The sequence below is a fragment of the Fodinibacter luteus genome, assembly GCF_039541575.1.
Lineage (GTDB): Bacteria > Actinomycetota > Actinomycetes > Actinomycetales > Dermatophilaceae > Fodinibacter > Fodinibacter luteus.
This window is the reverse complement of sequence record NZ_BAABGM010000015.1, coordinates 206,993-227,423: the sequence shown is the minus strand read 5'-3', so window position 1 is coordinate 227,423 and position 20,431 is coordinate 206,993. Positions and strand designations below refer to the sequence as shown.

The 20,431-nt window shown below is 73.1% G+C and carries 20 protein-coding genes; 17 read left to right on the top strand and 3 right to left on the bottom strand.

The genetic code is table 11. From position 1 onward, the window contains the following. Positions 1 to 113 precede the first annotated feature (113 nt). The 10 genes from ABD899_RS12910 to ABD899_RS12865 all read left to right on the top strand — a co-directional run bounded on the left by ABD899_RS12910 (position 114) and on the right by ABD899_RS12865 (position 10,329). On the top strand, positions 114 to 3,500 hold the full coding sequence (locus tag ABD899_RS12910; protein WP_345206619.1) for an adenylate/guanylate cyclase domain-containing protein: 3,387 nt from the start codon (positions 114 to 116) through the stop codon (positions 3,498 to 3,500). Further along, positions 3,493 to 4,263 carry a maleylpyruvate isomerase family mycothiol-dependent enzyme gene (locus tag ABD899_RS12905; protein WP_345206617.1) on the top strand — a complete coding sequence of 257 codons (771 nt, stop codon included), beginning with the start codon at positions 3,493 to 3,495 and terminating at the stop codon, positions 4,261 to 4,263. The genes ABD899_RS12910 and ABD899_RS12905 overlap by 8 nt, the downstream gene beginning before the upstream one ends. 68 nt (positions 4,264 to 4,331) lie before the next feature. Beyond that, positions 4,332 to 5,357 carry a cyclic nucleotide-binding domain-containing protein gene (locus ABD899_RS12900; RefSeq protein WP_345206615.1) on the top strand — a complete coding sequence of 342 codons (1,026 nt, stop codon included), beginning with the start codon at positions 4,332 to 4,334 and terminating at the stop codon, positions 5,355 to 5,357. A 201-nt stretch (positions 5,358 to 5,558) separates the two neighbouring features. Then, entirely contained in the window at positions 5,559 to 6,785 is a 1,227-nt protein-coding gene (locus ABD899_RS12895) for a TadA family conjugal transfer-associated ATPase (protein WP_345206613.1), read from the top strand. Continuing rightward, positions 6,785 to 7,654, top strand: coding sequence for a type II secretion system F family protein (locus ABD899_RS12890; protein ID WP_345206611.1), 870 nt, complete (start codon positions 6,785 to 6,787; stop codon positions 7,652 to 7,654). Before ABD899_RS12895 ends, ABD899_RS12890 begins: the two co-directional genes overlap by 1 nt. Continuing rightward, a complete protein-coding gene (locus ABD899_RS12885) occupies positions 7,651 to 8,583 on the top strand; it encodes a type II secretion system F family protein (RefSeq protein WP_345206609.1) in 933 nt (310 codons plus the stop codon). Before ABD899_RS12890 ends, ABD899_RS12885 begins: the two co-directional genes overlap by 4 nt. 20 nt (positions 8,584 to 8,603) lie before the next feature. Then, the gene (locus ABD899_RS12880; protein WP_345206606.1) at positions 8,604 to 8,813 is read left to right on the top strand and encodes a hypothetical protein; all 210 of its coding nucleotides are present in this window, start codon (positions 8,604 to 8,606) and stop codon (positions 8,811 to 8,813) included. Positions 8,814 to 8,822: 9 nt separating this feature from the next. Continuing rightward, positions 8,823 to 9,206 carry a TadE/TadG family type IV pilus assembly protein gene (locus ABD899_RS12875; RefSeq protein ID WP_345206603.1) on the top strand — a complete coding sequence of 128 codons (384 nt, stop codon included), beginning with the start codon at positions 8,823 to 8,825 and terminating at the stop codon, positions 9,204 to 9,206. Next, a complete protein-coding gene (locus ABD899_RS12870; RefSeq protein WP_345206601.1) occupies positions 9,203 to 9,652 on the top strand; it encodes a TadE/TadG family type IV pilus assembly protein in 450 nt (149 codons plus the stop codon). Before ABD899_RS12875 ends, ABD899_RS12870 begins: the two co-directional genes overlap by 4 nt. Beyond that, a complete protein-coding gene (locus ABD899_RS12865) occupies positions 9,649 to 10,329 on the top strand; it encodes a Tad domain-containing protein (RefSeq protein WP_345206599.1) in 681 nt (226 codons plus the stop codon). The genes ABD899_RS12870 and ABD899_RS12865 overlap by 4 nt, the downstream gene beginning before the upstream one ends. A gap of 68 nt (positions 10,330 to 10,397) precedes the next feature. Here the strand turns inward: ABD899_RS12865 and ABD899_RS12860 are convergent, their stop codons facing one another. Both ABD899_RS12860 and ABD899_RS12855 read right to left on the bottom strand, forming a co-directional pair. Continuing rightward, complete coding sequence (locus tag ABD899_RS12860) at positions 10,398 to 11,168, bottom strand: helix-turn-helix transcriptional regulator (protein WP_345206597.1); 771 nt, start codon at positions 11,166 to 11,168, stop codon at positions 10,398 to 10,400. A gap of 149 nt (positions 11,169 to 11,317) precedes the next feature. Next, on the bottom strand, positions 11,318 to 11,737 hold the full coding sequence (locus ABD899_RS12855) for a hypothetical protein (protein WP_345206595.1): 420 nt from the start codon (positions 11,735 to 11,737) through the stop codon (positions 11,318 to 11,320). Positions 11,738 to 12,208: 471 nt separating this feature from the next. On the opposite strand from ABD899_RS12855, the gene prfB reads away from it, so the two are divergent. The 7 genes from prfB to ABD899_RS12820 all read left to right on the top strand — a co-directional run bounded on the left by prfB (position 12,209) and on the right by ABD899_RS12820 (position 19,974). Next, positions 12,209 to 13,327 carry a peptide chain release factor 2 gene (gene prfB / locus ABD899_RS12850; protein ID WP_345206593.1) on the top strand — a complete coding sequence of 373 codons (1,119 nt, stop codon included), beginning with the start codon at positions 12,209 to 12,211 and terminating at the stop codon, positions 13,325 to 13,327. A 3-nt stretch (positions 13,328 to 13,330) separates the two neighbouring features. Continuing rightward, a complete protein-coding gene (locus tag ABD899_RS12845) occupies positions 13,331 to 13,825 on the top strand; it encodes a TY-Chap domain-containing protein (RefSeq protein ID WP_345206591.1) in 495 nt (164 codons plus the stop codon). 105 nt (positions 13,826 to 13,930) lie between these two features. Beyond that, entirely contained in the window at positions 13,931 to 14,626 is a 696-nt protein-coding gene (gene ftsE, locus ABD899_RS12840; protein ID WP_345206588.1) for a cell division ATP-binding protein FtsE, read from the top strand. A gap of 3 nt (positions 14,627 to 14,629) precedes the next feature. Continuing rightward, positions 14,630 to 15,535, top strand: coding sequence for a permease-like cell division protein FtsX (gene ftsX, locus ABD899_RS12835; protein ID WP_345206585.1), 906 nt, complete (start codon positions 14,630 to 14,632; stop codon positions 15,533 to 15,535). Positions 15,536 to 15,991: 456 nt separating this feature from the next. After that, positions 15,992 to 17,365, top strand: a complete 1,374-nt coding sequence (locus ABD899_RS12830) for a peptidoglycan DD-metalloendopeptidase family protein (protein ID WP_345206583.1) — start codon at positions 15,992 to 15,994, stop codon at positions 17,363 to 17,365. 68 nt (positions 17,366 to 17,433) lie between these two features. Further along, positions 17,434 to 17,913, top strand: coding sequence for an SsrA-binding protein SmpB (gene smpB, locus ABD899_RS12825; protein ID WP_345206580.1), 480 nt, complete (start codon positions 17,434 to 17,436; stop codon positions 17,911 to 17,913). A gap of 147 nt (positions 17,914 to 18,060) precedes the next feature. Beyond that, positions 18,061 to 19,974: a DUF2207 domain-containing protein gene (locus ABD899_RS12820; protein ID WP_345206577.1), complete on the top strand. Its 1,914-nt coding sequence runs from the start codon at positions 18,061 to 18,063 to the stop codon at positions 19,972 to 19,974. Between the two features lie 177 nt (positions 19,975 to 20,151). Here ABD899_RS12820 and ABD899_RS12815 read toward each other — a convergent pair whose 3' ends face one another. Beyond that, on the bottom strand, positions 20,152 to 20,325 hold the full coding sequence (locus ABD899_RS12815) for a CsbD family protein (protein WP_345206821.1): 174 nt from the start codon (positions 20,323 to 20,325) through the stop codon (positions 20,152 to 20,154). Positions 20,326 to 20,431 lie beyond the last annotated feature (106 nt).

Genomic DNA, 20,431 nt, shown 5'->3' with positions numbered 1-20,431 from the left:
ATGCCGTCCGCGCGTCGATGTGAGGAGCGTTACGTCACCCATTCGCTCGGGCCCTGCCCGGACGTCCGATTCCTGCCGGAAACGGGGACAGCGCTCCGTACACTCGGTCACCGATGGCAGAGCGAGCGGAGCACGTGGAGGGCGGCGCCCGGCGCCTCGTCTCGGTGCTGTTCGCCGACCTCACGGGCTTCACCGCCTTGTCCGACCGGCTGGACGCCGAGGACGTCGCGACGATCCAACAGGCGTACTTCCGGCGCGCAAGGCACGCGATCGAGGAGCGGGGCGGCACGGTCGAGAAGTTCATCGGTGACGCCGTGGTGGGGACGTTCGGCCTGCCCCACGGTCGTGACGACGACTCATGGCGGGCGGTCGGCGCCGGCCTCGCTGTCATCGAGGGAGTGCAGAACGTGGCCGACGAGCTGGGGTTGGCGGCCGACGTCCTCGCCGTGCGGGTCGGGGTCGACACCGGTGAGGTGCACGTGACCTTCGCCGCCGACGGGACGTGGCAGCTCACCGGCAACGCCATGAACGTCGCGGCCCGGCTGCAGGCCGCCGCCGAGCCCGGAACCGTGCTCGTCGGCGCCGGAACCGCGCTGGCCGCCGAAGCGGCCTACGTCCTGCAGCCACGAGGAGGGTTGTCGCTCAAGGGCAAGGCCGAGCCGGTTCCGGCCTGGCAGGTGCAGGCACCTCGCGACACACCGTCGCGCACCTGGGCGCTGGCAGGGCTGACGGCTCCGACGATCGGACGCGACCACGAGATCGCCCAGTTGCTCGAGTCGCTCTCAGCTGCCACCCGGCCGGCCGCCGGATGGCTGGTCAACGCGCCGCCGGGCGCGGGCAAGACCCGTCTGCTCGACGAGCTCGAGTCACGGGCGCTGGCGGCGGGCTACCCGGTGTGGCGCAGCAACGTGGGGGACGGGCTCGACCGCGGCTTCGCGGTCATCGCCCGACTCGTCCGGGCGGCTCTCGACCAGAACCCAGGGCGGGGCACGACGCACGAGCGGCTGCTCGACCGTCTGCGCGACCGGGGACTGACCGGACGGCGCGCGGAGGTCGCCGTCGACCACACCGTGGCGCTGCTCGACGACACCGCGACGGAGGCCGAACCGCAGGAGCGCTACACCTCGTGGATCGCCGTCCTCGATGCGCTCACCCCCACGGATCGTCGGGTCCTGTGGCTCGTCGAGGACGTGCACGACTGCATCGCCGACGTGCGCGACTTCCTGGGCACGGCGCTCCACGCGCCGAGCGCGGTGAACCGGCTCGTGGTCGCGACGTGCCGTCCCTCGCTCATCGCCGGCGCCGATGCTGATCCGCTTCCCGGCGCGCAGCTGCTGCAGCTGGCCCCCCTCGACCCGGCGCGGGTGCGAGACCTCATCGACGCGCTGGTGGGCCGGGGCGTGGTGCCCGACGCCGTGGCCGGTGCAGTCGCGGCGAGCGCACGAGGGAACCCGCTCTTCGTGGAGGAGCTGTTGCGCACCTGGGTCCAGGCCGACGTCCTGCGGCGCGCAGGCGACGGGCACTGGCACCTGACGGGCGGGCAGGACATGACACTGCCCTCCACGGTGCACGGCGTGTACCAGAGCCAGCTCGACGAGCTCAGCGACGCCGCACGCCGGGTGGCCACGTCAGGGTCGATCCCGGGGCGCAGCTTCCCGGCCGGAGCGTTGCCAGTGCTCGGCATCGACCAGCCCGGCGGCGGGCTCGGCGAGCTCGGCAGCCTCGGCCTGCTGTTCGGACCCCACGACGGCTTCGGTTCGCCCGACGCGTACACCTACCGGCATGCGCTCCTGCGGGATGTCGCCTACGCCACCCTTCCCCGACGGGTGCGCGCCGGGTTGCACCTGCGTTTCGCGCGCTGGATGGCCGCGACGGCGGAACCGCCCCTCGTGGACGAGCTCGTCGGAACGCATCTCGCCGCCGCCCACGCGAGCCTGCCGGTGTTCGCGAGCGATCGGGACGGCATCGACCGTGACGACGTCGCCGAGGAAGCGGCTCGGCGACTGGCGCAGGCGGCCGAAGGGCACCTGAGGGGCGAACCGCACCGCGCCGCCCAGCTGCTGGACCAGGCCCTGTCGTTGCAGCCGGCCTCTCGTGCCCATGCCGTCACCACCGCCCAGCGACAGGTGCGACGAGGGGAGGCGCTTCGTCGAGCCGGCATGCTCGACGAGGCGATGCGGGCCTTCGCCGCTGCCTCCGCCGAGCTGGAGGGGGACGTCGTCGACGACCTCGAGGAGGCGGCGTCGAGCCAGCGGGGAGAGGTGCTGGTCGCCGCCGCGCTCGGCTACGAGGACGCCCTGCTGGCCAGCCGGCTGCCGCGCGACACCTGGGGCCCGGACGGCCTCGCGCTGTTGGATCGGGCCGAGTCGTCCGTGCCCAGCGACGACGTCGCGACCCGCTCCCGCCTGTCGGCGGCGCGGGGACGGGCCCACGCCTACGGCGGCGACCTGGCGAACGGGTCGGCCGGGCTGGCGCAGGCCATCAGCCTGGCTCGCCTCGGAGACGATCCCGGGGCCCTGGCGGCGGCCCTGGTGGCCGAACGGGCCGTCCTGACCGAGCCGCACCACCTCCGCGCCAGGCTGGACGGCTCCGCGGAAGCGGTCCACGCGGCCCGACGCTCGGGGGACGCCGAGCTGCTCATCGAGGCTGTGCGGATGCGCTACCTGGACCTGCTCGCAGCGGGGCGCATGGCGGAGGCGGGTGCCGCCCGACGGGACGCCGAGACCGCCATCACCGACCTCGGCCGCCCGCTGTACCTCTGGTACCCCGCCATGTGGAGGGCCATGGAGGCACTGCGCACCGGCGATCCGGCCGCCGCGCAGCTCATCGAGCAGTTCCGGATCGAGGGCACCCGCTGGGGGTACCAGGACGCCGGGCTCGTGCACCTCGTGCAGGCCGTGGCGTTGGGGGTGGACCACGGCACGGTCGCGCAGGTCCTGGCTGTGCACGAGCCCGTGCTGCTGCCCATGGCGGAACGGTTCGCCGTGGTGCTCGCCTACGCCCACATGGCCGCAGGCGACGCCGAGAAGGCCCGTCGGCACCTTCATCGGCCCGCCTCCGACGGGTTCGAGTCCCTGCCGCGAGACCTCAGCCTCCTCTACAACCTCGCGTACGCCGCGGAAGCGGCCGCCGTGCTGCGGCAGCGCGAGGCGTCGCGCCGGCTGGCCGAGCTGCTGACGCCCTCGGCGGCCCAGACCATCGTGCTGGGCTCGGGCGCGCTGTGCCTGGGCTCCGCGGCGCACTTCGCCGGGGTGGCCCATGCCGCGGCCGGGCACACCGACACGGCGGTCGAGCTGTTGCGCCGGGCGGTCTCGGCCAACGACGAGCAGGGGAGCGGCCCCGCGGCGGCGCGCTCCCGCGCCGTGCTGGAGGCGGTGCGCTCCGGAAGGCCGGTGCCGCGGCCGGCGCCCTGGTCCACGAGCGCGGCGGTCGCACCGGACCGGTCCCGGGCACGGCTCAGCGGTGACGACACGCTGGAGGAGGGCCGCGCCGGTGCGTGACGGCATCCAGGTGCGTGACGGCATCCAACGGTCGTGGCAGACGTTCCTCGAGCGGCTGACGGAGCACCCCGAGTGCTGGGGGGCGCCCACCCGGTTGGCAGGGTGGGCGGTGTCGGACCTCGCCGCGCACGCGTGCTGGGGGACGTCACTCGAGGCCGATGCGGTGGAACGTGCCCTGCGTGGAGACAGCGAGGCCGCGCAGGGCCGCTCCCCCGAGCCGGGTGCCTCACGCGACGAGGTGCTGGACGCGTTGCGTCGCAGCTGTGGCCGGCTCGTCGCTGCCCTGGACGCGCTGGAGGAGCGGGCCGCGGCGGACCCGAGGGCGGTCCCGGAGTCACTGCCGATGCCCTATGGCGACGTCTCCGTCCCGTTGGCCGGTGCGATCTTCACGATGGAAGCCGGTGTCCATGGCAGCGACCTGGCGGCGGCGGTGGGCGATGACGACACCCTTGCCCCGGACGTCTGCCGAGCCACGTTCGCGACCCTGGCCGTCTTCGGTCCCGTCCTCTCCGACGCCGCCGGCACGGTGCCGCCGCCGGGGGTCGTCATCGAGGTGCGCGGCGGCGGCGACTGCCTGCGCTTCGGGGCCGACGACCAGGGCCGGTGGACCTCCGCGGCCACCTCCCCGGTCAGGACGACGATCACCGGTTCGCCCTCGGACGTGGCCCTGTTCCTCCTCGGCCGGCGCGGTGTGGACGCTGTTACCGTGCACGGTGACGGCGCTCCGGCCGCGCGGTTCAAGGAGTACCTCCCGGGGCCCTGACCGGTCTCGTCAACCGACGGTGGACGTCCGTCCCCGGGGCATACCGAACCTGTCGCGAGGAGGCACACATGGAACACTCCGCCGGCGTCACCACCGTGAGCTGGATACCCTCCGAGTCCATCGAGGACGCGCCCCTGCTGCGGGCCCCCTTCGAGCTGGGCCTCACCCACTACGACACGCCCCCGCCGGACGACATCGGCCCGGGAACCACCCTGGAACAGCTGGCGGCCGATGACGTGTTCCGCTTCGCCCACCGGCTGTCGGGAGTGATCGAGGTCGACGACGGCCGAGTCACGGCAGCGCGGTACGACGGCAGCAGCCGCGGTGTCATGGGCGGCACCACGGTGCGGGTCGGCGGCTGGTCGACGCGGCTGGCGGGCCTCGAGCTCGACCTCCTGCGCGAGGAGCCGACCGTCACCGACACGACCGCGACCTTCCGCCAGACCTTCGGGGGACGCACCGGGTTGCCGGCACCCCGGCGGGTGCAGGGTCACCCGTTCGCCCGGGTGGCGGCGCCCGTCGTGTGGACGACCATGGCGCTGACGCTGCACGCCGACGGGCGAGCCGAGTTCGCATTGGCCGGCGCCAGCGCGTTCCCCCGGCACTGGCTCTACGGACCCGACGGCAGCCTGACGGCCAAGAGTGGGGCGACGAGGTTCCTCCAGTGGTACCGCGGCTCGCACGGCACGCACACGCCGTGGGGCGACGAGGACGCCCCTGCTGTGGTCGCCCAGGCGGAGAGCGCGTTGGAGCGGCGGTTGGCGAGCACCATCATGCGCGGTGGTGAGCGACCCGAGGTGCGGCGGATGCGGAAAGGCGACGTGGTCATCGAGCAGGGGTCGCCGGCCGGGCCGGTCTACCTGCTGCTCGACGGCCTGCTGGCGGTCGAGGTCGACGGCACGGAGGTCGGCGTGCTGGGGCCCGGTGCGGTCGTCGGAGAACGTGCCCACGTAGAAGGCGACGCTCGGACGGCGACCCTGCGGGCCCGCACCGGCGTGCGCCTGGCGGTGGCACGACCGGAGCAGCTCGACCCCGTGGCACTGGCCGAGCTGACCGCGCTGCACCGGCGCGAGGAGCGTCAGCCCCCCGGGTAGGAGTGGCGCCCGACTGCGCCGGCCGGGGCAGCGGCACGCCGGCAGCGGGCAGCGACACGCTGGCTGCCCGTCCACAGCGTGGGTGGTGTCGGGCCGTTGTCCACAGGTTGCCCGCTCGGGATGCGAAGCGGCGTCCGGTCGGGTTCCCTAGGGGCTCGGCACATCGGTCGGCGAGGGGCTCGACCGACGGGAGGAGGGGTTGTGGACGCCGTTCGCGTGCTCGAGAGCGAGGTGCGTGAGCTGATCCGTCGTTCCGGGCTGGACCCGGCGCGCGATGAGGTGAAGGTGCGGTCGCTCGTGCGCGACGCCGTCGCCGACTACGACGAGCGGTCGATGCTCGGTGGGATGCCGGTGCTGTCCGACGTCGACGCCGCCTCCCGGGCGGTGTGGGACACGGTCGCCGGCTACGGGCCGCTCCAGCAGTACTTCGACGACCCCTCCGTGGAGGAGATCTGGGTCAACGAGCCGTCGAAGGTGTTCGTGGCGCGCAGCGGCGTCGCAGAGCTGACGACGACGCTCCTGGCCCACGACCAGGTGCGCGACCTCGTCGAGCGGATGCTCAAGTCGTCCGGTCGCCGCGTCGACCTGTCGTCGCCGTTCGTGGATGCCGTGCTGCCCGACGGCAGCCGCCTGCACGTCGTCATCCCGGACATCACGAAGGACCACTGGTTCGTCAACATCCGCAAGTTCGTCGTCAAGGCCGACTCGATGGACGACCTCGTGCGGCTGGGCACACTGACGAGGCAGGCGGCGCGCTTCCTCGAGGCCGCCGTCGCCTCCGGCCTGAACGTCCTGGTCGCCGGCGGGACGCAGGCGGGCAAGACCACGCTGCTCAACTGCCTCGCCTCGGCCGTGCCGCCCCGGGAGCGCATCGTCACGTGCGAAGAGGTCTTCGAGCTGCGCATCCCGCACCGTGATGTGGCGGCGATGCAGTGCCGGCAGCCCTCGCTGGAGGGCACCGGTGAGGTCCCGTTGCGGCGCCTGGTCAAGGAGGCCCTGCGGATGCGACCGTCACGGATCATCGTCGGTGAGGTGCGCCAGGCCGAGAGCCTCGACCTGCTCATCGCGCTGAACTCGGGGCTTCCCGGGATGGCGACCCTGCATGCCAACAGTGCCCGCGAGGCGGTCACGAAGATGTGCACCCTGCCGCTGCTGGCCGGTGAGAACGTGTCCGCGCGGTTCGTCGTGCCGACCGTCGCCGCGTCGATCGACCTCGTCGTCCACGCCGCCCTGGAGCGGGACGGTCGCCGCACCGTGCGTGAGGTGGCCGCGGTGCCCGGTCGGGTGGAGGGCGACGTCGTGGAGATCGCCGACGTCTTCGTGCGACGCGATGGCGAGCTGCGGCGAGCGGACGGGTTCCCGCCCCACGAGGACCGTTTCGAGCGGGCCGGCTACGACCTGTCCGCGCTTCTGGCGCAGGCGGCGTGATGACCGGAGTGCTGCTCGGGCTCCTGCTGGGCACCGGGTTGTTCCTCATCTGGTGGAGCCTGTGGGTCCCCACCCCGGCCCCGCCGAGGAGCGTCAGTCGCACGGGCCCGCTCGACCGGTTGTCCGACGAGATCGTCCAGGCCGGGTTCGCCGGGCTGTCCGTGCGCACCCTGGTGTTCGCGTGCGTCGTGGCCTTCGCCCTCGTCCTCGCGCTCGTCCAGGCGACCGTCGGCGTGCTGCCCATCGCGGCCTGTTTCGCGCTGATGGCGGCGTTCGCTCCCGTTGCCCTCGTGCGTCGGCGCGCGCGCAGTCGCCGCGCTCGCCTGCGGGACCTGTGGCCCGACGCCGTCGACAACATCACCTCCGGCGTGCGCGCGGGCATGGCCCTGCCGGAGGCTCTGGCCCAGCTCGGCACGCGCGGCCCCGACGAGCTGCGCGAGCCCTTCCTGGCGTTCGCCGACGACTACCGCCTCACCGGTCGCTTCCACGACTCGCTCGACCGGCTCAAGGACCGGTTGAGCGACCCCGTCGGCGACCGGCTCGTGGAGAGCCTGCGGATCGCCCGGGAGGTCGGCGGCACCGACCTGGGGCACCTGCTGCGCACCCTGTCCGGGTTCCTGCGCGAGGACGCCCGGACCCGCGCCGAGCTCGAGACCCGCCAGTCCTGGACGGTCAACGCCGCCCGGCTGGCCGTGGCCGCTCCGTGGCTCGTGCTCGCGATGCTGTCGACGAACCCCGAGTCCGTGCGCGCCTACTCGACCGGCCTCGGCGTCGCGGTGCTCGCCGTCGGTGGAGTGCTCACCGCCTTCGCCTACTGGTCGATGCTGCGGATCGGCCGGCTGCCCGAGGACGAGCGGGTGCTGCGGTGAGCACGCTGGCGCGCTCCGGTGCCGCCCTCGGGTTCGTCATGGGCCTCGGCCTCTTCCTCGTGTGGGCCGGTCTCCCGCGACACCGGCACCCCGGCCTGGCCGGGCGGGTGCTGCCGTACCTGCGCGACACGCCGCGGCCGTCGCGGCTCCTCGATGACGAACGCCCACCCGGTGGCAGCTTCGCCGTCGTGGCGGCGCCCGTCGTGCGTGACCTGGGCCGGGTCGTCGAACGGGTCATGGGCGGCGCCGACAGCGTGCGACGGCGCCAGCTCCGCGCGGGCCTGGCTGCCGACGTCGACCGGTTCCGCGCCGAGCAGGTGCTCTGGAGTGCCGTGGGTGCGGTGCTCGGTGGCCTGCTCGGCACGGTGTTGCTCGTGCTTCAGGATGCCGGTGCCGTCACCGTCGTCATGATGGCGCTCATCGGCGCGGGTCTTGGCGTCACCGGCGCCGACTACTCGCTGTCGCGGCGGGCCGCCCGGCGCGAGGCCCGGATGCTCACCGAGTTCCCCACCGTCGCCGAGCTGCTCGCACTGTCGGTCGGGGCGGGCGAGGGGGCTGTCGGCGCCCTCGACCGGGTGTGCCGCTTGTCCGGGGGTGAGCTCGCCGGCGAGCTGCGCCGGTGCCTCGCGGACGCCCGCGCCGGCGCCAACCTGCCGACGGCGTTGCAGGGCCTGGCCGACCGCACCGGGCTGCCGAGCCTGCGTCGGTTCGTCGATGGCGTCATCATCGCGGTGCAACGCGGCACCCCGCTCGCCGACGTCCTGCGCGCGCAGGCCCAGGACGTCCGCGAGGAGGGCCGGCGCGCCCTCATGGAGGCCGGCGGGCGCAAGGAGATCGCGATGATGGTGCCCGTCGTGTTCATGATCCTTCCGGTCACCGTGCTCTTCGCCGTCTTCCCGGGCTTCACCTTCTTCCAGTTCACGCTCTGACCACCAGGAAAGGCCGACCCATGTCGATCACTCGCACCCTGTCCGCACGCCTGCACGCCGCCGGCCACCACCTCGCAGCGAGGGGGACGCGCCGCGCCGAGCGGGGCGACGTTCCCGGCTGGGTCCTCATCACCCTCATGACCGCCGGCCTGGTCACGGCGCTCTGGGTCGTCGCGAAGGACCAGCTGCTCACCATGTTCCAGAGCGCGTTGTCCTCCGTGAGCGGCTGACCGCAGGCGATGCGGACGACGGGGGACGAGCGCGGCGCGGCCGTCGCGGACTTCGCGATGGTGTCCGTGCTCGTCGTCGTGCTCTTCCTCGCCGTCTTCCAGCTCGGGCTCGTGCTGCACACGCGGAACACACTCATCTCGTGTGCCTCCGAGGGGGCGCGCCTAGGAGCCCGGGCGGATGCCGCTGCGGGGCATGGGGTCTCGCGTACCCAGGCGCTCATCAGCCAGTCCCTCTCGCCGAGGTACGCCCGCAGCGTGACCTCGCGCGAGACCGTCGTCGGCGGGGTGCGGGTCGTCGAGGTCCGGGTCGTCGCCCCGGTCCCGGTCGTCGGGCTGCTGGGTCCGGACGACCGCCTCGACGTCGTGGGCCGCGCCTTCGCGGAGTCCCAGTGAGCACCCGGGGTGCGCCCCGAGCACGCGACGAGCGGGGCAGCGCCGTCGTGGAGTTCGTCGTGCTGGCCGTCCTCATGCTCATCCCCCTCGTCTACCTCGTCCTCATGATGGCGCGGTTGCAGGCGGGCTCGTACGCCGTGAGCCAGGCGGCTCGCGAGGCTGGGCGTGCGTACGTCACCGCATCGAGCGGGGAAGCGGCGCCGTCGCGCGCGCAGGCGGCAGCCCGGATCGCCTTCATGGACCACTCGTTCGACGAGGCGGGGCGCCTCGCGGTCGCGTGCGACGGCACCCCGTGCCTGCGACCCGACGGCCGCGTCGAGACGACGGCAAGCGTGCGGGTGCCCCTACCCCTCGTGCCGTCCTTCGTGCGGGACGTCGTGCCCCTGTCGGTCCGGGTGAGCGCGAGCCACCTGTCGACGGTCGACCGGTTCCGGGGGCTGTCGTGAGCACGCCTGTCGCTCGGCCGTCCGATGGGGGAACGCGCCCGGTCGCGGACCGGCGGGACAGTGAGCCGAATCCGCTGGGGGTGCCCCGACCACGCGCCGAGGAGGTGCCCCGACCACGTGTCGAGGAGCTGCCCCGACCTCGGCGTGAGGCGGCGTCCCCACCTCCGGACGAGGGGGCGCACCGGCCTCGGCGTGAGGCGGCGGCCTCACCTCCGCACCAGGCGGCGCACCGACCTCGGGACGAGCAGGGGTCGGTCGCGCTGTTCATTCTCGGTCTCGCGGTGATCGCGATGGTCCTCGTCGCGGGCACCATCGCCGTCACCTCGGCCCACCTGTCGCGGATGCGCCTGCTCGACGTCGCGGACGGAGCGGCCCTGAGCGCCGCGAACGCCCTAGACGACGTTGCCTACCGGCAAGGCGTGGGGGAGTCGCTGCCGCTGAGCAACGCCTCCGTCCGGGAGCGGGCGGCCGCGTACGTCGGCAGCCGGCCGCGCCCGGCCAGCCTCCTCGGATGGCGTCTCGCCCCGGGCACCGGCACCCCTGACGGACGCACCGCCGTCGTGGCGCTGACCGGCGAGGCGGAGCTCCCGATGATCGGCCCGGCGCTGCGCGAGCTCGGGGTGTCGGTGACCATCTCGGTGGTCTCGCGGGCGCGTGCGGACGTCGTGCTGCCTTGACCCGAGAGGCCGCGATGGCCCCGGGTCCGCGCTGACCTCGTGCGGCCCTGACCGCCGACCCCGCGCACTCAGACGCCGTCGCGGGCGACCCGGTCCGAGCGGGGCGGGATGAGGGCCCGGTCGTACGCGGCGAGCACGGCGGAGAGTCGGTCGCGGACGCCGAGCTTGTCGTAGATCCGGCCGAGGTGCACCTCGACCGTGCGCGGCGACGTGCCGAGCACCCGACCGATGCGCGAGCTCGTGTGTCCCCTCGCGAGCAGGACGAGCACCTCGGTCTCGCGCGCCGTGAGCCGCGGGCCCTCGGCCGGCAACGGCAGCGGCCGCAGGCCGGCCAGGGCCACGACACCGGCCACGACGGGGCGGATGGTCGTGAGGAGCCGCAGGTGGTCGTCGGAGAAGTCAGCGCCGGCTCGCCCGAACATGGCGATGACGAAGTCGGGTCCGCCGACGAGCGGCAGGCTGCAGACCTGGTCGGCCCCGCAGTACCGCAGGCACCCGGCACGCTGGTGGGATGCCGCCCACGCGGCGGCACCGAACTCCCTCTCGGCGGTGCGCGGCGTCAGGTCCCCTCGGGTCACCGGGTCGAGCAGCGGGTCGCTCGCCCGCATGAGCTCGAGCTCTCGCGAGAGCGAGACACCTCTCCCGGGTGCGATGCGGCGGCCGACCACGCGCACCGACGTGTGGGAGGGGTCGGCCTGGACGACGAGCCCCACGTGCGCCTCGACGACATCGCTTACGAGGTCGAGCATCGAGTCGACGCGGGCCAGCACCTCGTCGGTGCCGGCCATCCGCGCGACGAGCTCGGTGATGAGCGTCAGCGCCGGATCCCCCTCGGTCATGGCCGACACCGTAGCGGCGTCACAGGCGGCCGACCGGCGAAGATCCACGGAATGTCGGATGCCGGCATGCTCGGCGCGGCGTCGGGCGAGGTCCCGGCCGGGGTCCCCTGCGTCCCGGCCGGGACCTCGGTCCCTGTCACGCGGACGTGTCAGCAGGCGTAGCCCTCCGCGCCCTCGATCCACGTCTCCACCATCTCGTCGGGCAGACCGGAGCCGGCTTCGAAGTACTCGAGGCCGACGCCGTTGGCCCCGTTCGGGTTCATCCGGCCGGTGTGCTTGGGGTCACCGATGGTCATCTTCTCGAAGATCTTGATGCCGACCGGCATCCCCGCGGCCCGCAGGGCGTCGTAGCCGGCCTCGGCCGCACCTTCGCACTCGGCCGCGTAGCCACCGAACCCGGCGCCGTCCTCGGCGCTGAACACGAGCCAGTTGCTCGAGGTCGGGGCGTTGAGGCTGTACATCGGGATGAAGCAGTGGTGCGCCATGGCAGGGGCGGCGCCCATCACGAGGGCCGCAGCGGCGGCCGTGCCGACGAGCACGCGGCGGCCCAGGGTGGAACTGGTGGACATGGGTGTCTCCTTTGTCGTGGTGGGTGACGGTGAGCAGCCATGCAACCGAGCCGGGTGCCGGCGTGGGTATGAGGACTTCTACGTACCCTCCGCAGAACCCGCGTGCACGGGACCGTCCGAGCGCCCCATCCGTGGGCTAGCGCTAGGGCAAGGCCAAGGGCAAGGTCGAGTTCCAGTTCAAGGGCACCAAGGCCCTGCGGTGACCCACCCCTGAGGTGCACCCGCACGCACGAGGGCCGTCGTACCCACGACGGCCCCTCGTCGTCGGTACGACGACGGGCGGGGTCGGGGACGGAGTCGGAGTCGGAGTGTGAGTCGGAGTCCGCGCCGTAGTCCGGGACCGGCCGGGCCGGGCAGGGAGGCGACGGAAGACGGCGGGAACCGGCACCCATCCGGACCGGCACATCGCGAGGCGGGCGGACGGCATCCACCGGCCTGCGCACGAGCAGCCCTGCCGTAGGCTTGACCCTCGTGGCTGTCGACTTCTCCCAGGAGATCAAGGACCTCCGCACGACGATGTCGTCCGTGCGCGAGGTGACCGACCTGACCAGGCTCGAGGCGACGATCGCCGAGTACGAGCGGCAGGCGTCCGACCCGAACCTGTGGGACGACCAGGAGAAGGCGCAGGTCGTCACCTCCGGGCTCTCCCGCGCCAAGGCCGAGCATGAGCGCGTCACCGGCATGGACGCCCGCATCGACGACCTCGAGGCCCTCGTCGAGATGGGCCAGGAGGAGAACGACGCCGAGACCCTCGCCGAGGCGGAGGCCGAGCTCGCGGCCGTCCGGAAGGCCGTCGGCGAGCTCGAGGTCCGCACCCTGCTCTCCGGCGAGTACGACGAGCGGGCCGCCGTCGTCACGATCCGCGCCGGCGCCGGGGGAGTCGACGCGGCCGACTTCGCCGAGATGCTCATGCGGATGTACCTGCGCTGGGCCGAGCGGCACGGCTACCCGGTCAAGGTGCTCGACACCTCCTACGCGGAGGAGGCCGGCCTGAAGTCGGCCACCTTCGAGGTCGATGTCCCCTACGCCTACGGCAACCTCAGCGTCGAGGGCGGCACCCACCGCCTCGTGCGGATCAGCCCCTTCGACAACCAGGGCCGCCGCCAGACGAGCTTCGCCGCCGTCGAGGTCGTGCCGCTCATCGAGCAGACCGACACCATCGAGATCCCCGAGAACGACATCAAGGTCGACGTCTTCCGCTCGAGCGGCCCCGGCGGCCAGTCGGTCAACACGACCGACTCGGCGGTGCGCATGACGCACATCCCGACCGGCACCGTCGTGTCGATGCAGAACGAGAAGAGCCAGATCCAGAACCGCGCCGCCGCCCTGCGCGTGCTCCAGTCGCGCCTCCTGCTGCTCAAGAAGGCCGAGGAGGCCGCCGAGCGCAAGGAGCTGGCGGGCGACGTCAAGGCGAGCTGGGGCGAGCAGATGCGCTCCTACGTCCTGCACCCGTACCAGATGGTCAAGGACCTGCGCACCGAGCACGAGGTCGGCAACACCTCCGGCGTCTTCGACGGCGACATCGACGGCTTCATCGAGGCCGGCATCCGGTGGCGCATCGCCCGGGACAAGGCCGCCGCCGAGGGCTGAGCCGTGACGACGCAGCAGCCGGATGCCGGCGCCCGGGCCGCGTGGGTCGCCCACCTCGCCGATCGGGTCACCGCCCTCGCCGACGGCCAGGCCCTCACGGTCAGCGCGCCCGAGGAGGCGCAGCGCCCGGTACGCCTGCGCAAGGCGCGCCTCGGCGGGTTCGTCCCGGCCCGGCACGTGCCGGTCGCCCCGTGGGTGCGGCTCGAGCGGGTCGACGACCTCCTGCGCGGGCACTGCGTCGGGGGCGAGGTCGTCGGCGGGTCGTTCCCCCTCGCGCCCGAGGAGGACGCCGCGCTGCTCGCCCTCGGCTGGCACCGCCCGTCGCCCGCCGAGGGCCAGGACTACCTGCGGTTCTGGCCCGACGACGTGCCGCAGGGCCCGTTCCTGCCGCGCGAGGAGGCCGAGCGGGCGGCCGCCATGGTCGCCGCGACCTTCCGCGAGGTCCTCCTTCCCCCCGACACATCCGGCCTGCCGACCCTCGGACCCGCCGAAGGGTGACGGGCTGAACGGCATCCACGACGTGCCCACCTATCCTGCAGGGGGGCCGCGCCGCGTGGTGCAGCCCGTTGTCCGCTCCAGACCTCCCGTGAGGCCACTTCTTCCATGATCCGCTTCGAGAACGTCACCAAGGTCTACCCCCGGTCGACCCGGGCCGCGCTCGACCACGTGACCCTCGACATCGACCGGGGCGAGTTCGTCTTCGTCGTCGGTCCATCGGGGTCCGGCAAGTCGACGATGCTGCGGCTCGCGCTGCGCGAGGAGGCCGCGACCGAGGGCAAGGTGCTCGTCGCGGGCCACGACCTCAACACGATGCCGATGCGCCAGGTGCCCCGGCTGCGGCGCGAGATGGGCGCGGTGTTCCAGGACTTCCGGCTCCTGCCGAACAAGACGGTCCACGAGAACGTCGCCTACGCCTTGCAGGTCATCGGCAAGCCGGGGCACGTCATCCGCCAGCTCGTGCCGGAGACGCTCGAGATGGTCGGCCTCGAGGGCAAGGAGAAGCGCTTCCCGCACCAGCTGTCCGGCGGCGAGCAGCAGCGCGTGGCCATCGCCCGCGCCGTCGTCAACCGGCCGCAGATCCTGTTGTGCGACGAGCCCACGGGCAACCTCGACCAGGCCATCAGCCTCGACATCGTGCGCCTGCTCGACCGGGTCAACCGCACCGGCACGACGATCGTCATGGCCACCCACGACCACGACATCGTCAACGACCTGCGCCGCCGCGTCATCCAGCTCGCCGACGGGCACGTCGTGCGCGACGAGCAGGACGCCACCTACCACCCGACCGCGGAGGTCTGAGCCGTGCAGCCCCGCTTCCTGCTCTCCGAGGTCGGCTCCGGCCTGCGACGCAACAAGTCGATGGCGGCCTCGGTCGTCCTCGTGACGATGGTCTCGATGTTCCTCCTCGGCCTCGGCCTGCTCGCCCAGCGCCAGGCCGACACGATGAAGGGCTACTGGTACGACCGGATCCAGGTCTCGATCTACCTGTGCACCACCGACTCCCTCCAGCCCAACTGCGAGGGCCGGGCCGTCACCGAGGCCCAGAAGACCGCGATCCAGGACCAGCTCGAGGCCCTGCCCGAGGTCGAGGCGGTCTTCTACGAGTCCGAGCAGGAGGCGTTCGAACGGTTCCGGGAGCAGTTCCGCAACAGCCCCATCGCCGGCAACGTCGAGGTCGGGGACATCCCCCAGAGCCTGCGGGTGCAGCTCGCCGACCCGACGAAGTACGCCGTCGTGACGAGCCAGTTCGAGGGCGCCCCGGGCGTGGCGACGGTCCAGGACCAGGAGAAGGTGCTCAGCAAGTTCTTCACGATCATCAACTACGTCACCTTCTTCGCCGTGCTCCTCGCCGGGCTCATGGTCGCCTGTGCGGCCCTGCTCATGGCGACGACGATCCGGCAGGCGGCCTTCATCCGGCGCCGGGAGATCGGCATCATGCGCCTCGTCGGGGCGTCGAACTGGACCATCCGGATGCCGTTCCTCACCGAGATGGTCATCGTCTCGGCGCTCGGGGTCGTCCTCGCGGTCGGGTTGCTCCTCGCCCTCATGCAGTACGTCTTCGACGAGGGGGCGAGCCAGATCGCGCTGAGCCAGGCGTTCATCGGCACCTCGGACGTGTGGTTCCTCGCCCCGTGGATGCTGCTCGGCGTGACGGCGCTCGCCGTCCTGACGAGCATGGTCACGCTCCGCCGCTACCTGCGGGTCTGAACACCCACCTGCGGGTCTGAACAGCCATCTGCGGGTCTGAACAGACGACCCTGCGGCTGCGACCGCCACCCCCGGGTCTGTCAACAGGCAGTGCGCAGGGTCGAGGTCGCGGCTGAGCACGGCTCCGGCAAGCCGGCGTCGTTACTGCCTGTTGTGCGGCGCGCTCGTCGGTGCTGTGGGCCAGTCGCCGTGCTGTGGGCAGGCCACGCCGGAGCCGGACGCACACGGGATGCCGTCGCGCGGCATCCGGTGGAGCCCCGGGTCTGCCAACAGGCAGTGCGCAGGGTCGAGGTCGCGGCTGAGCACGGCTCCGGCGCGCGGGCGTCGTTACTGCCTGTTGTGCGGCGCGCTCGTCGGTGCTGTGGGCCGCTCGCCGTGCTGTGGGCAGGGACACGCCGCGGAATCTCGGCCCGTTGGCTACCACAACCCGAGTGAAACGTGTTACCAATGGTGATCATGGGACGACCTGGACGCGCGCCACTGCCCGGCGCCCCACGACGGGCACTCGCCCTCGGAGCGGCCTTCCTGTGCGCTGGGGCCCTGGCGACCACCTCCGCGAGCGCGCGGCCACCGGCCTCGGACCCGGGCGCGGAGAAGCGCAAGGTCGACGCGCAGGTCGACCAGCTCGAGGAGGACCTCCACGAGACGAGCGCGGAGCTCTCGGCCGCGTACACCGCGTTGCAGTCGACGAAGAGCAAGCTCCCCGGCGCCCGCGCCGTGCTCGACGAGGCCCAGGCCGCTGCCGCGGCCGCCGACCGCGCCAACGCCATCGCTGCGCAGGAGCTCGAGGCCGCCCGGGCGAGCGAGGACAAGGCCGAGGCCGAGCTCGACGCGACGACGAAGGAGGTCGCCGAGGGCCGTCAGCGGGTCGCCCAGTTCGCCGCGCAGATCTACCAGGAGCAGGGCTTCGGGCAGCTCGACATGGCCCTGTCGAGCACCGACCCCCAGCAGTTCGCCGACCGGATCGCCCTCGTCGACACCGTCATGGACGTCCAGGGCGAGACGATGGACCGCCTGGCCACCGAGCAGGCGAGCCTCACCGCGCTCGAGGACCACCTCTCCGCGCTGCGGGCCGACTCGGCGGCGAAGAAGAAGAAGGCCGAGCAGGCCCTCGCCCGCGCCGAGCAGGCCCGCGATGCCGCCGCCCGGGCCAAGGCCGAGCTCGACGCACTCGCGGCGCAGCAGGCCAGCCAGGCCGAGGCGGTCGCGGGCCAGCTCGCGTCGGAGAAGGCCAAACTCGCGTCGATGAAGGCGGAGCAGTCGCGCCTGAAGAAGGTCCTCGCCCAGCGGGCCGCCGAGGCCAGGCGCCGGGCCGAGGCCGCCCGTCGCGCCGAGGCAGCCCGCCGCGCGGAGGCAGCCCGCCGAGCCGCGGCGAGCCAGCAGAGCCAGGGCTCGTCGCGGTCCGGGTCCAGCGGTGGCGGCGGGGGAGGGAGCGACGACGGCTACCTCAGCCGCCCGATGAGCGGCCGGGTCAGCTCGGAGTTCGGGACGCGCTTCCACCCGGTCTACCAGATCTGGCGCCTGCACTCCGGCCGCGACTATGCCGCGCCGTGCGGAACCGCCGTGCGCGCGGCCGCAGGCGGCACGATCATCATGGCCGGCGACGGTGGGGGCTACGGCAACCGCGTCGTCATCGACCACGGCCTCGTGTCGGGCGAGCACCTCGCGACGACGTACAACCACCTTCGCTCGATCCGGCAGTGGGGTGGCAAGGTCTCGCGCGGCGAGGTCATCGGCTACGAGGGCTCGACGGGCACCTCGACCGGTTGCCACCTGCACTTCGAGACCCTCGAGAACGGCGACTTCGTCGACCCGCGCCGCTGGCTGTGACCCCCGGCGCGGGCACCCGCCCGGCATCAGCTGGGGGAGCGGGCCGGCCGGGCGGTAGCCTCACTCCCGTGGCCAAGGAGACCGGACGCAAGCTCGTCGCGAGCAACCGCAAGGCCCGTCACGACTACCTCATCGAGGACACCTACGAGGCGGGCCTCGTCCTCATGGGCACCGAGGTCAAGGCGTTGCGCATGGGCCGGGCCTCGCTCGTCGACGGCTGGGCCGGCTTCGACAGCGACGACGACCTCTGGCTCGAGGGCGTCCACATCCCGGAGTACTCCAACGGCACGTGGAACAACCACACCCCGCGCCGGCGCCGCAAGCTGCTCCTGCACCGCCGCGAGCTCGACAAGATCCTCCAGGCCACCCGCGAGACCGGCCACACCGTCGTCCCCCTCTCCCTGTACTTCAAGGACGGCCGCGCCAAGGTCGAGCTCGCCGTCGCCAAGGGCAAGAAGAACTACGACAAGCGCCACGCCCTGCGCGAGCGTCAGGACCGGCGCGAGGCCGACCGCGCCATCGCGTCACGCTCGCGCCGCGAGGCCTGAGTGCGGCACGCCCGCCGGTCGCGACGTCCTTTCGCGCGCTCGGCGCGCTCCCTGGTGTGGGCCGTCCTCGCGGCGGTGCTCGGCGGCCCCGTCGCGCTCGCCGCACCGTCCGCCACACCGTCCGCCGGCGCCGGCGCGGCGGCATCAGTGGAATCCCACACCACGGCACCCCAGGCCACGGCACCGATCGGCGACCCCACCGCGCCGCCGATGGCGGCGTGGGGGCCCGCGACGGCGGTCCTGCCCGCCGAGGAGCAGGCCGACCGGCTCTCCACCGACTTCCAGGTCCAGTCCGACGGCTCGGTCATCGTCACGGAGTCGATCCGCTGGCGCTTCCCCGACGGTGAGGAGCGGCACGGCATCCTGCGCAACGTCAAGGTCCGCGCGGGCTACCGTGACAGCGAGACCCAGTACCGGTACTACGAGCTGACCGGCGTCACCGTCACCTCGCCCTCGGGTGCCCCGACCGACATCGCGATCTCCGACGTCGGTGCGTACCGCCAGATCCGGGTCGGGAGCCCGTCTCTCACGGTGAGCGGCACGGCCGACTACGTCGTGCGCTTCCGCCTCGGGCGCATCGTCAACGACATCGGCGACGGCACCGCTGAGTTCTACTACAACGTCGTCGACACCTCGAACGGGTTCCCGCAGCGGTCGGTCTCGGCGAGGGTGACCGGCCCCGCCGCGGCGACCCGCGCCGCCTGCTTCCACGGCCCCCTCGGGTCGACGACGCCCTGCGAGGCGACGCCGGGCGCGACGTCGACCTTCGCCGTGCCCGACCTCGAGGCCGAGGAGGGCGCGAGCGTGCTCACGTCCTACCCCCGCGACGCCTTCGGGGACCTGACCCCCGACCTGCGCGAGGGCGACGTCGACGCGTCCTCCGGAGCGCTCGTCAGCCCCGATGCCGCCCGCGCCCTGGGCTGGCTCGCGATCGGCCTCGGGATCCTGCTCCCCTTGCTCGCGGGCTCCCTCATGGGCCTGCTCGTGTGGACGCGCGGCCGTGACGAGCAGTACGCCGGGCTCACCCCCGGCCTGACCCCCGGCGTCGGGCAGGTTGTGCCGGTCGTCGTCGGCGGTCCGGACCCCACGGTGGCGGTGCAGTTCACCCCGCCCGCCGGGGTCCAGCCCGGAATGCTCGGCACGATCCTCGACGAGCAGGTCAACCTCGTCGACGTCACCGCGACCCTCGTCGACCTCGCCGTGCGCGGCCACCTGCAGATCGCCCGCGACGACCAGGGCTTCCTGCGGCCCGACGACTGGGTGCTCACCCGAACGGCACCGCCGGCGACCACCGGAGCCCTCGCCCCCTACGAGCAGGTGCTCCTCGACTCGGTGTTCGCCACGGGCGAGAGGGTGGCCCTCTCCCAGCTCAAGAACCACTTCAAGCCCACCCTGGATGCCGTCGAGCGGCTCATGTACGAGGAGGTCGTCCAGCGTGGCTGGTTCCGGCGCAGCCCGGAGCGCCAGCGCGCGGGGTGGGTCGGCCTCGGCTCGGTCCTGCTCGCGGCGGGGGTGCTCGTCGTCTTCCTCGGCTGGGGCCCGCTGTCCGGCCTGTTCGCGGATGCCGGGTTCCCCCTGTCGCCGTTCTGGGTCCTCATCGGCGGCGTCGTCGTCACCGGCCTCCTCGTGCGGGCGCTCGGTCGCCGGATGGCCGCGCGCACGGCGCCCGGGTCGGCGGTGCTGGCCCAGGCGCGGGGGTTCGAGCGGTACATCGCGACGGCCGAGGCGAACCAGATCCGGTGGGAGGAGGCGCAGGACGTCTTCAGCCGGTTCCTGCCCTACGCCATCGTGTTCGGCCTCGCCGACCGGTGGGCGACGGTGTTCGAGGAGGTCGCTGCGGCGGCCGCGGCCGCGGGGCACGTCGTCGCGAGCCCGACGTGGTACGTCGGCAACTGGTCGGCCGGCGGGTTCTCCCACGTCGCCTCGAGCATGGACTCGTTCTCGACGGTCGCCGCCGGGACCTTCGTCTCGACGCCGGGATCGTCGGGCTCGAGCGGGTTCAGCGGGGGAGGCGGCTTCTCCGGGGGCGGCGGCGGCGGGTCGTCCGGCGGCAGCTGGTAGGCACGTCGTCCGGCGGCAGCTGTGGCGGGGGTTGTCCGGCGGCAGCTGGTAGGCACGTCGTCCGGCGGCAGCCGGTGGCGGCGGGTCGTCCGGCGGCAGCCGGTAGCGCGGGTGGCCGGCCGGGACGACGAGGGCCACGCCGCCGGTGCGGTGCGTGGCCCTCGTGCGTGTCGCGGATCAGTTGCGGAAGGCGTCCTTGGCCTTCTCGCCGGCCTGCTTGAGGTCGGCCTCGGACTGCTCGACGCGACCCTCGGCCTCGAGGCGCTCGTTGTCGGTCGCCTTGCCCGCGGCCTCCTTGCCCTTGCCCACCGCGTCGTCCTTCATGTTCTCGATCTTGTCGCCGATTCCCATGCTGTTCTCCTTCGTTCGGGGTGTGAGCACGCGCCGCGTCCTCGTCGGACGCGGTCCCTCCACCGTAGGAAGGCGATCCGGCCCACGGGGCTTTCGTGACGGACGA

What these genes read in the sequence shown, in the direction of transcription:
- ABD899_RS12875 (WP_345206603.1), top strand. Translation starts at nt 8,823, where the DNA reads ATGCGGACGACGGGGGACGAGCGCGGCGCGGCCGTCGCGGACTTCGCG.
- ABD899_RS12900 (WP_345206615.1), top strand. Translation starts at nt 4,332, where the DNA reads ATGGAACACTCCGCCGGCGTCACCACCGTGAGCTGGATACCCTCCGAG.
- ABD899_RS12910 (WP_345206619.1), top strand. Translation starts at nt 114, where the DNA reads ATGGCAGAGCGAGCGGAGCACGTGGAGGGCGGCGCCCGGCGCCTCGTC.
- ABD899_RS12880 (WP_345206606.1), top strand. Translation starts at nt 8,604, where the DNA reads ATGTCGATCACTCGCACCCTGTCCGCACGCCTGCACGCCGCCGGCCAC.
- ftsE (WP_345206588.1), top strand. Translation starts at nt 13,931, where the DNA reads ATGATCCGCTTCGAGAACGTCACCAAGGTCTACCCCCGGTCGACCCGG.
- ABD899_RS12860 (WP_345206597.1), bottom strand. Translation starts at nt 11,168, where the DNA reads ATGACCGAGGGGGATCCGGCGCTGACGCTCATCACCGAGCTCGTCGCG.
- ABD899_RS12855 (WP_345206595.1), bottom strand. Translation starts at nt 11,737, where the DNA reads ATGTCCACCAGTTCCACCCTGGGCCGCCGCGTGCTCGTCGGCACGGCC.
- ABD899_RS12815 (WP_345206821.1), bottom strand. Translation starts at nt 20,325, where the DNA reads ATGGGAATCGGCGACAAGATCGAGAACATGAAGGACGACGCGGTGGGC.
- ABD899_RS12890 (WP_345206611.1), top strand. Translation starts at nt 6,785, where the DNA reads ATGACCGGAGTGCTGCTCGGGCTCCTGCTGGGCACCGGGTTGTTCCTC.
- ABD899_RS12830 (WP_345206583.1), top strand. Translation starts at nt 15,992, where the DNA reads ATGGGACGACCTGGACGCGCGCCACTGCCCGGCGCCCCACGACGGGCA.